The 13,572-nt window shown below is 66.3% G+C and carries 12 protein-coding genes; 1 reads left to right on the top strand and 11 read right to left on the bottom strand.

Annotated elements, in window-relative coordinates; translation table 11 throughout:
- Window positions 1-4: 4 nt before the first annotated feature.
- The 7 genes from speB to N825_RS10010 are packed head-to-tail and all read right to left on the bottom strand — an operon-like array spanning window position 5 to window position 5,848.
- Window positions 5-958, bottom strand: coding sequence for an agmatinase (speB, locus tag N825_RS10040; RefSeq protein WP_037450979.1), 954 nt, complete (start codon window positions 956-958; stop codon window positions 5-7).
- Window positions 959-966: 8 nt separating this feature from the next.
- Window positions 967-1,740, bottom strand: coding sequence for a creatininase (locus N825_RS10035; RefSeq protein ID WP_037450584.1), 774 nt, complete (start codon window positions 1,738-1,740; stop codon window positions 967-969).
- 29 nt (window positions 1,741-1,769) lie between these two features.
- A complete protein-coding gene (locus tag N825_RS10030) occupies window positions 1,770-2,477 on the bottom strand; it encodes an SDR family NAD(P)-dependent oxidoreductase (protein ID WP_037450581.1) in 708 nt (235 codons plus the stop codon).
- Window positions 2,471-3,229 carry an SDR family NAD(P)-dependent oxidoreductase gene (locus tag N825_RS10025; RefSeq protein ID WP_037450578.1) on the bottom strand — a complete coding sequence of 253 codons (759 nt, stop codon included), beginning with the start codon at window positions 3,227-3,229 and terminating at the stop codon, window positions 2,471-2,473. Before N825_RS10025 ends, N825_RS10030 begins: the two co-directional genes overlap by 7 nt.
- Entirely contained in the window at window positions 3,226-4,014 is a 789-nt protein-coding gene (locus tag N825_RS10020; protein ID WP_037450573.1) for an ABC transporter ATP-binding protein, read from the bottom strand. Before N825_RS10020 ends, N825_RS10025 begins: the two co-directional genes overlap by 4 nt.
- A gap of 8 nt (window positions 4,015-4,022) precedes the next feature.
- Window positions 4,023-4,874 carry an ABC transporter permease gene (locus N825_RS10015; RefSeq protein WP_245613068.1) on the bottom strand — a complete coding sequence of 284 codons (852 nt, stop codon included), beginning with the start codon at window positions 4,872-4,874 and terminating at the stop codon, window positions 4,023-4,025.
- Entirely contained in the window at window positions 4,871-5,848 is a 978-nt protein-coding gene (locus N825_RS10010; RefSeq protein ID WP_037450976.1) for an ABC transporter substrate-binding protein, read from the bottom strand. Before N825_RS10010 ends, N825_RS10015 begins: the two co-directional genes overlap by 4 nt.
- Window positions 5,849-5,998: 150 nt before the next feature.
- On the opposite strand from N825_RS10010, the gene N825_RS10005 reads away from it, so the two are divergent.
- Window positions 5,999-6,898, top strand: a complete 900-nt coding sequence (locus N825_RS10005) for a LysR family transcriptional regulator (RefSeq protein WP_037450570.1) — start codon at window positions 5,999-6,001, stop codon at window positions 6,896-6,898.
- A gap of 29 nt (window positions 6,899-6,927) precedes the next feature.
- Here the strand turns inward: N825_RS10005 and N825_RS10000 are convergent, their stop codons facing one another.
- The 4 genes from N825_RS10000 to N825_RS09985 form a co-directional block, all read right to left on the bottom strand.
- Window positions 6,928-9,042 carry a methyl-accepting chemotaxis protein gene (locus tag N825_RS10000; RefSeq protein WP_051511901.1) on the bottom strand — a complete coding sequence of 705 codons (2,115 nt, stop codon included), beginning with the start codon at window positions 9,040-9,042 and terminating at the stop codon, window positions 6,928-6,930.
- 192 nt (window positions 9,043-9,234) lie between these two features.
- Window positions 9,235-11,016: an L-lactate permease gene (locus N825_RS09995; protein WP_037450562.1), complete on the bottom strand. Its 1,782-nt coding sequence runs from the start codon at window positions 11,014-11,016 to the stop codon at window positions 9,235-9,237.
- A 170-nt stretch (window positions 11,017-11,186) separates the two neighbouring features.
- Window positions 11,187-12,614 carry an alginate export family protein gene (locus N825_RS09990; RefSeq protein ID WP_051511899.1) on the bottom strand — a complete coding sequence of 476 codons (1,428 nt, stop codon included), beginning with the start codon at window positions 12,612-12,614 and terminating at the stop codon, window positions 11,187-11,189.
- Between the two features lie 154 nt (window positions 12,615-12,768).
- Window positions 12,769-13,464: a hydrolase gene (locus N825_RS09985; RefSeq protein WP_037450969.1), complete on the bottom strand. Its 696-nt coding sequence runs from the start codon at window positions 13,462-13,464 to the stop codon at window positions 12,769-12,771.
- Window positions 13,465-13,572: the final 108 nt, after the last annotated feature.

Here is a 13,572-nt window from a genome sequence, read left to right as displayed (position 1 = left end):
TGGGTCAGCTCCCCTTCTGGTGAATGCCGTCGGCCATGACGCAGAGCAGTTCGAACATGATGGTGGCGGCGGTCAGCGCCGTGGCGCCCGTGGGGTCGAACGGCGGCGACACCTCGACCACGTCGGCGCCGACGATATCCAGCCCGCGCAGCAGCCGCAGCATGGTCTGGGCCTCGCGCGTCGTGACGCCGCCGATCTCCGGCGTGCCGGTGCCGGGCGCTATCGATGGGTCCAGGATGTCGATGTCGAACGACACGTAGGTCGGCAGGTCGCCGGCGATGGCGCGCGCCTCGGCCATGACCTCCCTCGGGCCGCGCTCCTCGAATTCCTCGATGAAGATCAGGCGGATGCCGTTGGCGCGGGCGAAATCATAATTGGCGGCGTCCGAGATGGCGCCCCGCAGCCCGATCTGGACCATCCGCTTGGGATCGAGCAACCCTTCCTCGACCGCGCGGCGGAAGGGGGTGCCATGGTTGTAGCGGTTGCCGAAGAAGCTGTCGTAAGTGTCGGAATGGGCATCGAAATGGATCAGCCCGACTGGACCTTCATTGACCAGGCCGCGCAGCACCGGCAGCGTGATCAGATGGTCGCCGCCGACCGTCAGCGGAATGGCGCCAGCCTCTCGCACGCCTTTGAAGTAACCGGAGATCAGCTCCAGGCTCTCCATCAGGTCGAGCGGGTTGACCGGACTGTCGCCGCAGTCTCCCACCCGAACGAGGTCGTAGGGCGAGATTCCCGTCACGTGATGGACAGGGCGAACCATGCTTGACTGGTTGCGAACCTCGCGCGGACCATGGCGGGGGCCGGGCCGGTTGGTCGTGCCGCCGTCGAACGGGACGCCGATCAAGGCGATATCGACTTGGTCCGGCGTCGCCACCGGCAGCCGCATGAAGGTCGGCAGCCCGCCGAACCGCGGCACGGCGGCGGAATCCAGCGGCTTGAAATGCTTTTCGCTCATGATGTCCTTCAAACTCCGAATTCGGCTCGGACGGCGCTTGCGATCCGCTCGACATGGTCGTCCATCAGAAGTCGGCCCTTCTCGGCGCTGGAGCCCTGCGCACGGGCGAGGACGCCGGACGCGGGACCGAAGCCGTCGGGCACCGGGTACAGGTCATAGGTCGGGAACTTGGCCGGGCCGTCGTCCGGCACCTTGTCCATATCCACCAGATCCGGCCGCAGCAACAGCATCAGCGAGGTTTCCAGCAGGCTGGCGTGTTCCAGCTCGGTGCCGGGGAAACCATCGGGAAACAGCTGGTCCAGCGTGTCGCGGCCGACGAAATCCCAGTATTCCAGGCGCATCACCTTCATGTCGGTGACGCCGTCGCGCCGCAACTCGCGCATCGCCAGATCGACGCCCTCGACCGAGGGCCAGCAGTTCTCGAAATGCCCGTTGACCACCACGACCTTGCGGACACCATCGGTGCCCAGGCTGCGGATGATGTCGCGGACCACCAGCGAGAAGGTGTTGGCGTCCAGGCTGGTGGTGCCGGGAAACCCCTCGCCGCCGCCGGAGCGCGGCTGCGACTTGTAGCCATAGGGGATGGTCGGCGCGACGATGCCGCCAACCGCGCGGGCGACCCGCTCGCAGACGCCGGTCGGCAGCACGACATCGACGTTCATCGCCATGTGGGGGCCGTGCTGCTCGGTGGTGCCCAGCGGCAGGAAGACGATGACGCCCTCCTTGACCTTGTCGGCGAACTCCGGCCAAGTCAGCTCGGCCATGAAGACGCTTTCGACCATGGATCGGATTCCTCCCAGTAGTTGTATTCTCAGTGCATGGCCGCGCCGCCATCGACGCTCAGGCATTGTCCGGTGATGAAGCTGGCGCCGGGGGAGGCCAGGAAGACGATCGCGGCGGCGACCTCCTCCGGGCGGCCGACGCGGCCCATCGGGTTGGCGGTCTCCAGCGCCTTTTGCGCCTCGGTCATGCGGTCGAAGCCCAGCAGCGGCGTGTCGATCGGGCCGGGAGCCACCGCGTTGACGAGGATGTCCGGCGCCAGTTCCCGCGCCCAGGACCGCGTCAGCGACAGGATCGCCCCCTTGGTGGCGCAATAGCCCGAGGCTTGCTGGCGGCCGAGATAGGCCAGTTCCGACGCGATGTTGATGATGCGGGCGCCCGGCTTCATGGCCTTCAGGCATTCCCGCGCCACCAGGATGGGGCCTCGGATGTTGACCGCGTACATGCGGTCCATGTCGGCGATGTCGATCGACCGGATCGGCGCCTCGATCTCGATGCCGGCGCAGTTGACCAGCAGGTCTAGACCGCCCAGCCGCTCGGCCGCCAAGGCCACCGCGGCGATCACCTGCGTCTCGTCGGTGACGTCGGCGACCACCCGGTTGAAGTCGTCCGCCGCCGGTGCGCGGTCCAGCCCGATCACCACGGCGCCGGCATCGCGCAAAGCCTCGCATGCGGCGAAGCCGATGCCGCTTGCGGCTCCGGTGACCAGCGCCCTGAGCCCATTCAAAGTCGTCACCATGGCACTTCTCCCCGATCGGCCCCAAGGCTCTGGCCGGTGACGTTGGCGGCCAACCCCGAGGCGAGAAACAAATAAGGCCCCGCCATGTCGGACGGCTCCATCAGGCCGGGCAAGGCCTGTCCGGCGATGATCCCGTCCAGCAACTCCCGCTCGGGCCGCCCGACCCGTTCCGCCATGCGCCCCAGCGAACGCATCGACGCCTCCGTCCGGACCCAGCCGGGACAGACCGAGTTGACCCGGATGCCGCTGGGGCCAAGCTCCTTGGCCCATGTCTTGGTCAGCCCGATCACGGCGTGCTTGGACGCGACATAGGCGGAGAACAGGGGTTCCGCGACCCGGCCCCAGCTGGACGCCGTGTTGATGATGGCGCTTCCCGGCGGCATCCGCGGCGTCACCGCCCGCGTCACCAGGAAAGTGCCCAGGATGTTGATCTCGATGATCCGCCGGAACGCCGCCTCGTTCTCGGGGCCGGTGTCGTCCAGCGGCGTCATCAGCTCCAGCCCGGCGTTGTTGATCAGCACGTCGACCGCGCCGATCGCGGCGGCCATGGCCTCCACCTGATCGCCGCGCGTCACATCCACTTGGTGGGCGGTGGCGCCGAGATCGGCCGCCGCCTGATGGATGCCCTCGTTCTCCGCCGCGATGTGGAGAACGGCGCCCGTCTTGGCGAAGGCCTCCGCCACGCCGAAGCCGATGCCCCGGCTGGCGCCGGTGATCAGCACGGTTCGGCCGGCAAGATCGATCGGTGTCATTTCTCGTCTCCGGCCTCATCTCCGGCGGCTTCACGCAGCAGGCGCAGCACCGCGGTGCGCAGTTGAAAGAACTCGGGGGTGTCGCGGAGGTCCAGCGGACGCTCCGCACCCAGGCGTTCCGTGATGTCGATGTCCGCCATGATCCGCGCCGGCCGCTTGGAGAACACGATGACCCGGTCCGCCAGGAACACCGCCTCCTCGACGTCGTGGGTGACGAAGACGATGGTCTTGGCGTCGCGCCGCTGGATCGCGCGCAACTCCACCTGGAGTTTTTCGCGGCGCTGCGCGTCCAGCGCCCCGAATGGCTCGTCCATCAGCATCACGTCCGAGCCCGCCGCCAGGGTCCGGGCGATGGCGACCCGCTGCCGCATGCCGCCGGACACCTTGTTGGGATAGGCGTTGGAGAACTCGTACAGCCCGACCAAGTCCAGGTAGTGGTCGCGCCGGGCCAGCTTCTCGCGCTCGGTCAGGTCCTTTCGATAGCGCATCCCGAACAGGACGTTCTCGGCGACGGTCAGCCACGGGAACGACGAATAGGATTGGAAGACCATGCCGCGCCGGTGGTCCGGACCGCCAACCGGCGTGCCCTCCAGGCTGATCTCGCCGCCCGACGGCGTGTCCAGACCGCCGATCATCCGCATCAGCGTGGTCTTTCCGCAGCCCGACGGCCCCAGGAAGACGACGAACTCGTTCCGCGCCACGGCGATGTCGAAGGGCTGGGCGACCACGTCGAGATCGCCGAATCGCTTGGTGACGCCGTGGAACTCCAGGTATGCCTGTGTCATCTAATCGCTCACAGATAGCGGAAGGCGCGGCGGTGCAGGGCGCGGAGCAACTGGTCGGTGACCAGCCCGATCACGCCGATCACGACCACGCCGGCCATCACCTCCGGCGTCTTCATGTAGCGCCGGGCGGTCCAGATGACGAAGCCGATGCCACTGTCCGCCGCGACGATCTCGGCGATGATCAGATAGGTCCAGCACCAGCCCAGCGTGATCCGCAGGTTGTCGACCAGCCCCGGCAGCATCGCGCGGAACGCCACGTCGCGCAGTGTCTGTCGCGTGTTCGCGCCCAGGGTATGGGCGATCTCGATGTATTCCTGCGGCACCCGGCGCATGTCGTCGGCGACCAGCAGCACCAATTGGAAGAAGGTGCCGAGCCACAGCAGGTACAGCTTGGTGTTCTCGCCGACGCCGAACCAGATGATCGACAGCGGCACCAGCGCCGGGACCGGCAGGTAGCGGATGAAGTCGATGATCGGCTCCAGCGCCGCGCCGACCACGCGGTAGCTGCTCATCATGATGCCGATCGGGATCGCCATGACGGCGGCCAGCGTGAAGGCGATCCACACCCGGAGCGTCGAGACGCCCGCGTGCCACAGCAGGCTCTGCTTCTGGATCATCGTCAGGAGCGCGCCGAGCACGGTGGTGGGGGAGGGCAGGAAGGTCGTGTTGACCAAGCCCGACCGGGCGACCGCCTCCCAGATCAGCAGCAGGGCTACGCTGGTCCCGACGCCGATGCCGATCTGCGCCCGCCGCGACAGCGCGCCCCGGAACGCCCAGATCGAGGGCTGGTTCCGGTTCACCGCCCGCCGGGTCGTCACCACTCGGCCCGTCACCACCCGCCCGGCCACTTCCTGGGTCACGGGGAGACCTGGGACAGCGCCGAGGCGTCGATCTGGCTGGCGGCGGTCAGCTTGGTGTCGGCGGCGCCGTTCTCCAGGTTGAGCTGCATCACGGTGTCGAAGATGCCGTACAGGCGGCCCGGCTTGCCGTCGGTGCCGATCAGGTCCTTGGCTTCGGCGAGCGTGGTGTAGGCCAGGCTGGTGTCGATGATCTCCTTGACCTCATCCTCGCTCAAGTTGTAGTGCGGGGCCGCCAGCTTGATGAACTCGGCCGGGTTGGTCTTGAACAGCTCGACCGCCTTATAGATACCGGTCAGAAAGTTCTGGTACTTCTTCGGGTTCTTCTTGAGATCGTCCTGACGGGCGGTGATCACGTCGATGATGATCTCGCTATCGACCGACGACAGCAGCACCTTGCCCTTCCGCGCCGGGGAAATCGTGATCGCTTGCGACAGGAACGGCTGATAGGTGCCGACCGCCGCTACCGAGGTGTCGGCGAAGACGGCGGCCGTGTCGGCCGTCGCGATCTCCAGGATCGACAGATCGTCCAGCGTCATCCCCTGCTTCTTCAAGGCCAGTTGCAGCAGCAGGCGCGCCGGGATGTTGGGCTCAACCGCGATCTTCTTGCCGCGCAGGTCGGCCACCGACCCGATCGAGCCATCGGCGATCACACCGTCACCGCCAACCGACTTGTCGATCGTGCCGATGATGATGCCGGGCGTGCTCTCGTCGCGGGGACGTCCCTGGTGTTCGCCGACGGTCCGCATGTCGACATCGATGTCGCCGCGCGCCATGGCGGCCATCACGTTGGCCCGGTCGTCCTCGAACTTCATGTCGACCGTCAGGCCCAGTTCCTTGAAATATCCTTTGTCGGAGGCGACGAAGACCGGCGCGAAGCCGGGCCAAGTGGGCGACAGCACCCGGATGGTGTCGGCGGCCAGGACTGGCGCCGAGACGGTTCCGAGCAGGCAGACGACGGCGGCGATTCGGCTCATGCGGAACATCGGTGACCCTCTTTCCAAGACTGCGCTGGCCAAGACTGCGCTGGAAGGATCATCACCCAGCTTCACATCGAGAAAAATCTCGTTTAATAGACGGTTACATCGAAAATCATCAATGTATTAACGTGGTGGGAAACCGGGACCATGAGACGCCTCGACAACATAGACCTGCGGTTGCTGCGCGTCTTCGTGACCCTCGCGGACGCCGGTGGCTTCGCCGATGCCCAGATCCTGCTGAACCTGTCGCAATCCACCCTCAGCACGCATCTGTCGGCGCTGGAACGGAAGCTGGGCGCACCGCTGTGCGAGCGGGGACGCCGGGGTTTCCGCCTGACCGAATTCGGCGAGGCGACCTATGACGCCGCCAAGCGCCTGTTCGTAGAGATCGACGCGTTCCAGTCGCGCATTGGCCGCGACCGGGTCAAACTGATGGGTCAATTGCGTATCGGCATCGTCGATGGCGTCGCGACCTCGCCGGAGCTGGGCATCCACGGCGCCTTGAGTCGCTACTGCGAATACGCGCCCGATGTCTTCATCGACCTGCTGCTGGGAATCCCGGCGGAGTTGGAGACCGCCGTCGCCGACGGCACCCGCGACGTGGTGGTCGGCCCCATGTCGCAGAAGGTGCCGGGCCTCACCTATATCCCGATCTACCGAGAGCCCCACGCGCTCTACTGCGGTGGCTCACATCCCCTATTCGGCGTGCCGGACGACGCCATCGACCGCGCGGCGATCGAGGAAGCACCCTTCGCGGTGCGCGGCTACCTGCATTTCGACGACCTCTACCGCGCCAACCACCCGCGCCCCTGCGGCACCGTCAAGCACATGGAGGCGCAGGTCATGATGGTGCTGTCCGGGCGTTTCATCGGCTTCCTGCCCTGCCATATCGGCGGGGACTGGGTCAGGCGCGGGCTGATGCGCGCCTTGATGCCGAAGACCTACAGCTTCAGCTCCACCCATTTCGTCGCCACCCGGACCGCCGACGCGCGGCGGCCCGTGGTGCAAGCCTTCGTCCGCGAGGTCAAGCGGCAGGCGGCGGGGTAAACCGCCCCGCCACTTGCCGCGGTGGACGGTCACGCCGCCCGTATCTTGGTCAGGAAGCCGTCGATCTCCGTCCCGAGTACGGTGGCCTGCCGCCGCAGATCGACGGCAGCCGCTTGGACCTCTCCGGCGGCATCGCCGGTGCGGGTCGCGTTCTCGGTCACGCCCTGCACGTTGGACGAGACCTCCTGGGTGCCGCGGGCGGCCTCGTTGGTGTTGCGGGTGATCTCGCGGGTGGCGGAAGCCTGCTGCTCGACCGCCGAGGCGATGGCGGCGGAGGTCTGGTCGATCTCCTCGACGGTGGCGGCGATCCCGGTGATGGCCGCCACCGTCAGTTTGGTGGAAGCCTGGATGTGGGCGATCTGCGCCGCGATGTCCTCGGTCGCCTTGCCCGTCTGGCCCGCGAGGTTCTTGACCTCCTGCGCCACGATGGTGAAGCCCTTGCCGGCTTCGCCGGCCCGCGCCGCCTCGATCGTGGCGTTGAGCGCCAGCAGGTTGGTCTGGTTGGCGATCTGCTGGATCAGGCCGATGACGGCGCCGATCTTCTGCGCGGCGTCGGCCAGATCGTTCACCGTCGCGGTGGTCTGGTTCGCCTCGTCCACGGCGCTGCGGGCGCGCGACGCGGCGTGCGACACCTGCCGCCCGATCTCGGAGATCGACGCCGCCAGCTGCTCGGTCGCGGCGGCCACCGTCTGCACGTTGGCCGAGGTCTCCTCCGACGCGCCGGCGACGACCATGGCGCGGGACTTCGAGGAGTCGGCCACCTCCGACAAGGCTTCCGACGACTGGCGCATCTGCTCGGCGGACGCGTGGAACCCCTTCAGCGCGCCGGAGACGGTCGAGCCGAATTCCGCCACCGAAGCCTCCATGTCGCGATGGCGAGCTTCCTTGCGGGCGCGCTCCTCGCGCTGTTCGGCCTCCAGGAGCAAGGTCGCTTCCGCGTTCCGCTTGAAGGTCCCAAGGGCGCCCGCCAGCCGGCCGATCTCGTCGCCGCGGTCGAGATAGGGCACCTGACCCGAAAGATCGCCCTCGGCGACCCGCAGCATGGCGTCGGTCATGCCATCGATCGGCCGGACGACCCGCTTGCTGATCACCGCGAGGGCCGCGGCGCCGATGCCGATCGCGATCAGCAGCACGATCGCCTGGAAGATCAGCTTTTGGTGCGCCGCCGCCGACTTCTCATCGGCGTGCGAGACGATGGCATCCAGAGCCCGTTCGCAGATGGCGACGAGACTGGTCGTGCTGGCATCGATCGACCGGCTGAATTCAATGGCGTCGACGGGTGGCTCCCTGCCTTCCACGATGGCCTTCTGGATATCGAGGCTCTGCTTGGTTGTCGTGCCGAAGTGGACGGCGTCCGCGTTCCTCATGGCCGCGACGATGGTCTCGGGCGCGCCGGGACGGGAGAGGATGTCCGTGACCAGCTTCCAACCGACCTGGACCTTGCCCTGGAGTTCCGCGATCTTGGCGCGGTTCTCGGGAGTGATCGTCTTGTCGCGGATGCTGGCGGTGATGGGATATCTAATCAAGCCGGCGGCGTCGCGCGCCAGATAGGCCGCGTCCTTGACGGAAGCCTGTTCCGCGGTGAAGGCGTCGACCTGACGAAGCTCCGTGGTCAGTAGCGCGGAGACCAGTTCCAATTGGTCGATCAGCGCGGTGACCGCGGCGATGACCTCCTTGGAGAAACTCTCGCGACGCTCCGTGATCAGTTTCACAGCCGCCTGATCGCCCTCCACCCGGATCGCGGCGAGCTTGTCACGCCGCCGTTCCAGTTCGGCGATCTCGTCGCCCGCCGTGCAGCCAATGCTGGCGCAACCCGAGATGACGGCATCGAGTGCCGGACCCGATTTGCTTCTGGCGTCCGCGAGGGCTGCCATCTGGTCACCCGTGGCCCGCTCCTTGCCTTCAAGGGCCAGTCGGAATCCGCCGCGCTCGACCCGAACATTTTGGAGCGCCGTGAACACGTCGCGTCCGGCGCGGGCGATCTCCGACGTCCGCTCCGCCGCGGCCTGCCGCATATAGGCGTCGACGACGGCGGTGCCGAGGATACCGAACAGGATCAGGCAAAGCGTGGCGACGATGAGATTGAGGGATGCGCCGATGCTGATCGACCGGCGCCTGGAGGGGGCTGGCAGGTGGGGCGACATGGGTTAATCCTTGATGATGCGAACCGCCAAATTCGCCCATACTGGAATATGCCGATTAATTTGTTCCTAATGATTGGAAATCAGACTAACTAACCTGTCGCGCTTCGCTGATTTAACGGCGGATCACCGCTGCGCCGCCGCCAAGCTGGCTCGAAATCCAGCTTGGCGGAATCCCCCTTTACGCAGCCAAGTTCACCGCGCGGACGGGACGGCCACCAATGGCTTGCCACTGGGGGAGTTGCGCATCGCCAGCAGGCATCCCAGCGGCCAAAGCACAGCGGCGATCCACCAGAGGTTCAGGCCACCGGCGATCAGCGCCATCCCGAGCAGACCAGCCTGGACCACGTAGTAGATCATCGGCAGCAACGCCATCCGGATCAGGTCGCCCTCGCGGTTGACCAGTCCGACGGTCGCGGAGGCGGCCACGACATTGTGGACGCAGATCATGTTGCCGGCGGCACCGCCCACCGCCTGCAAGGTCACCACCAGGGCGGCACCCGCGGAGGCCAAGCCGATGTTCACCGCCGTCGAGAACTGGAACAGCGAGAACATCATGTTGCTCACCGTGTTCGAACCGGCGATGAAGGCGCCGAGCGCGCCAACGGTCGGCGAGACCAGGGGCCAGAACTCGCCCGACACGGCCGACACGCCACCAGCCAGCACGAGAGGCATGCTGAGGTGGTCGGTCGAGGCGGAGTTGATGAAGACTTGGACCATCGGAACGGCCAGCAGCAGGGCCGGCGCGGCCTTGATCATCGTGCCGCCCGACAGCTTCCAGACCGCGCGATAGCTGCCGCCCTTTCCCATGCCCTGGAAGAAGTAGGCGAACAGCGACACCAGGACGAACACCGTTCCAGGCAGGTAGAGCGGCTGCGACGAGGCGGAGATGCCGGAACCGAACAGGTTGGTCAGGCTCAGGGTCATCTCGGGGGAGGTCAGGAAAGCCTTGAGCGGGGTGATCACGCGCGTCGCGATCAGGAGCAGGGCCACCAGGAGATAGGGCGTCCAAGCCTTGGCGAGCGACATCGGCCGTTCATGCTCGACCGATTGCTGTGACTGTTCCAGGGTTCCGATCCAGCGGCCATCCCAGTTCTTCCTGGGTCCGAAATCGAAGACCTCACGCGGCAGGAACAGCCCGCGCCGGGCGGCGGGAATGACGATCGCGAGGCCGATCATGGCGCCGATCAGCGACGGGAATTCCGGCCCGAACACGGCGGCGACCAGAAAGTAGGGCACGGTGAAGGCGATGCCGGCGAACAGCGCGAACTTCCAGGCGGCGAACCCCTCGGCGAAGCTGCGGTTCGGGCCGAAGAATCGGGTGATCATCGCGACCATGATCAGCGGGATCAGGAAACCGACCAGCGCGTGGACCATGGCGACGTTGACGGCGATGTGGACCAGATAGTCGCCAAACGCCATCGGCGCGATGGTGCTCTCGACCAGTTCCTGGTTCGCCAGACCGGTATTGACGCCGAGCAGGATCGGCGTTCCGACCGCGCCGAACGAGACCGGCGTGCTCTGGATGATCAGGGCCGCGAGGACGGCCGCCATGGCCGGAAAGCCGATGGCGACCAGCAAGGGGGCGGCGATGGCGGCCGGCGTGCCGAAGCCGGAGGCGCCCTCGACCAGGGAGCCGAACAGCCAGGCGATCAGGATCGCCTGGACGCGCCGGTCCGGCGAGATCGACGTGAACCCCTGCCGGATGCGGCTGATGGCACCACTTTCCTCGAGCGTGTACAGCAGCAGGATGGCGCCGAACACGATGAACAGGACGTTGGCCGCCGTCACCAGACCGTTGACCGACGCTCCCATCACGGTTTCGATGGGGGTGCCCCACAGTGCCAGGGCGATGAGGGCGGTCGTGGCGTAGGCGACGGCCATGGTCAGCTTGGCTGATAGACGAAGCGCCACCAGCAATACGAAGACAATGACGATCGGCATCAACGCCAGTATGAACAGCAGACTTTGGGCCATAAGGCTTCCCCGCGCTCCCCGTTGCTTTTTAAGCTTCTTTCGATCGGCGCCCTATATGTGGCTCGGGCGCGTCGATACAGCCGCGGGACGGCATTTTGTTCGCGGGGGTTGCGATGAAACTTCGGTGATCGACTGGATTGGTGGTCCATGCCAGGTGATGACGCCTGGTGTCAGAACTTGAAGGCCACCGAGGCGAAGAGGAAATCGACATCGTCCCCACCGACGTCCTCGAGCGTCCCGCCGGGGGTGAAATGGACATACTGGCTGGCGACGCTGATGTTGGGTGTGGCCCGCCATTCCAGGCCGAGGATCGCCTGATGGCCGATGAAGCGGGATCCCCGCCCCGCCGTGCCGGCTATCGCGGCGAGTGGGGGCTCGTAGATCGCGTCGTCGGTCGTCTGCCGCCACAGCGCGTTCCAGGCCAGCTCGACCTCCAGCCCGGGGGTCGGCTGAAACCGCACGCTCGGCTGTAGATCGATGACATTGGCGGGGGCTATCAGGTTGGCTTCGGAGAAATAGGGGAACTTGGGATACAGCGCGTTGAAGGTGCCCAACCTTCCATCCCCAGGGTCCGGGTCACCGCTGGCGATGTCGGCCTTCAGGCCCAGGCGGGGCAGCATCCCGATCCAGTCGAGGGTGAACCCGACATCCGAGGCGACGGTCCAGGCGCGGATATCACGCTGGCCGAAATCGCCGAACTGGTATACCGCCTCGACATCCCAGTCGAAGCCGCCCCGCTCACCGAACAGGCGCAGTCCAGACGACTGGCGCTTCTCGTCGGCGGTGCTGTTTTGGAAACGGGCGTTCTCGCGCTCGAAACCCAGATGGTAGAGATCCGCCTTGAGACCGGATATGCCCGGCACGGGACCGGTGCCATAAACCCCCCAAAGCGTTTCGCCGTTGTTGACGCGGTCATCGAAATCGCCTTGGTCCAACGTGATCGGACGGGCGTTGAAGACATCGACCCGATAGCCGCCGCCGGTCCAGAAGACACGCCCGCCGTCGAAGCTCCGGCGCACGTTCGGACTTTCCCGCACGGAGACCAGCCGTGAAGCGCCGAAGCTCATTTCCTGGCGGCCGCCGCGCAGAGTGAGACGACCATCTCCGGGTGTCGCCACGCCAAGGTCGATGAAGGCTTGGGTCAGGTCGAGCCGGTCGACATCGGTGGGCGAACGATCACCCTCGCGCCCGTTTTGCTGAAAGGCGCCCACCTGGACGAAGGCACGGGCGTTGTCGCCCAAGTGGAGGTCGCCATGGAGCAGCGCCCGATGGAGGAAGACGTGATCGGACGATTGATCCAGGCCGAAACCCGGATTGGCGACGATCTCGAACCGCTCGCGCAGCTCGCCGCCCAGCGTCAGCTTGGCGAAGCCATCGGCACCCATCGGGATACATTTCAGGGGATCCAGGAACTGGGTCCGATTGGCGGGGTCGCACAGGACGCGCCAGTCCTCGTCGAAGCGGTGCGATTTCATCGCGGGCCGCTCCGCCCCGGCATCGTGAACGGTTTCGGCCAGGGCCGGCGACCGCGCGTTCAGCGGACCCAAGATGGCACCGGCGAGCAGCCCCACGGCGAGGGTGACGAGATAGGCCTTCATGGCGAGCCCACGCTGATCAACGGGCCCCGGGAGTGAGCCAAGGGAAGGGAAGGAGAGGCGGATCCACCAACGAAGGCCGGTCCGGCGCCTCATCCCGGAAACGATGCCTCGGGATCGACGGCCGGACCGGTTCCGCGCCGGATTACTTGGCGCCTTACTCGGCGGCCAACTTGTTGGCGGCGACCGGTTCCTGCACCGGCCCGTGCTTCACCCGCTCCGGAGCCTTGTGGACCATGGTGTAGGCGTAGTCGACGCCCATGCCATAGGCGCCGGAGTGCTCCTTGACGATGGCCATCACGGCGTCATAGGTGCCGCGCCGCGCCCAGTCGCGCTGCCACTCCAGCATGACCTGCTGCCACGTCACCGGAGCCACGCCAGCCTGGATCATGCGCAGCATCGAATAGTCATGGGCCTCCTTCGAGGTTCCGCCGGAGGCGTCGGCGACCATGAAGATCTCGTAGCCGCCCTCGGCCATGGCCGAGAACGCGAAGCCGTTGTTGCAGACCTCCGTCCACAGACCGGAGACGACGACCTTCTTCTGGCCGTTGCGGGCCAGCGAGTCCCGGACCTTCTGGTCGTCCCACGAGTTCATCGAGGTGCGCTCCAGAAGCGGCTGGTCGGGGAAGACCGCCAGCAGTTCGGGATATGTGTGCCCCGAGAAGCTCTCGGTCTCCACGGTGGTGATCGTCACCGGGATGTTGAAGACCTTCGCCGCCTTGGCCAACGCCACGGTGTTGTTCTTCAGGACTTGGCGATCGATCGACTGCACGCCGAAGGCCATCTGCGGCTGATGGTCGATGAAGATGATCTGACAGTTGTCGGGGGTCAGAAGCTCGGGTTTGTTGGTCATGATTTCCTCCATGTTCGTCCCGGCGCCGGGCTGGGTTCCCGTCGCGAAGTTCCTGGTCTGGCGGGGCGCAGGATGGGCCGGGTTGGCGGATGGGGGCAATCATACTGT

It is taken from the genome of Skermanella stibiiresistens SB22, assembly GCF_000576635.1.
Lineage (GTDB): Bacteria > Pseudomonadota > Alphaproteobacteria > Azospirillales > Azospirillaceae > Skermanella > Skermanella stibiiresistens.
Note: the sequence above shows the minus strand (reverse complement) of the source record. Positions and strands in the feature narration are given on the sequence as shown.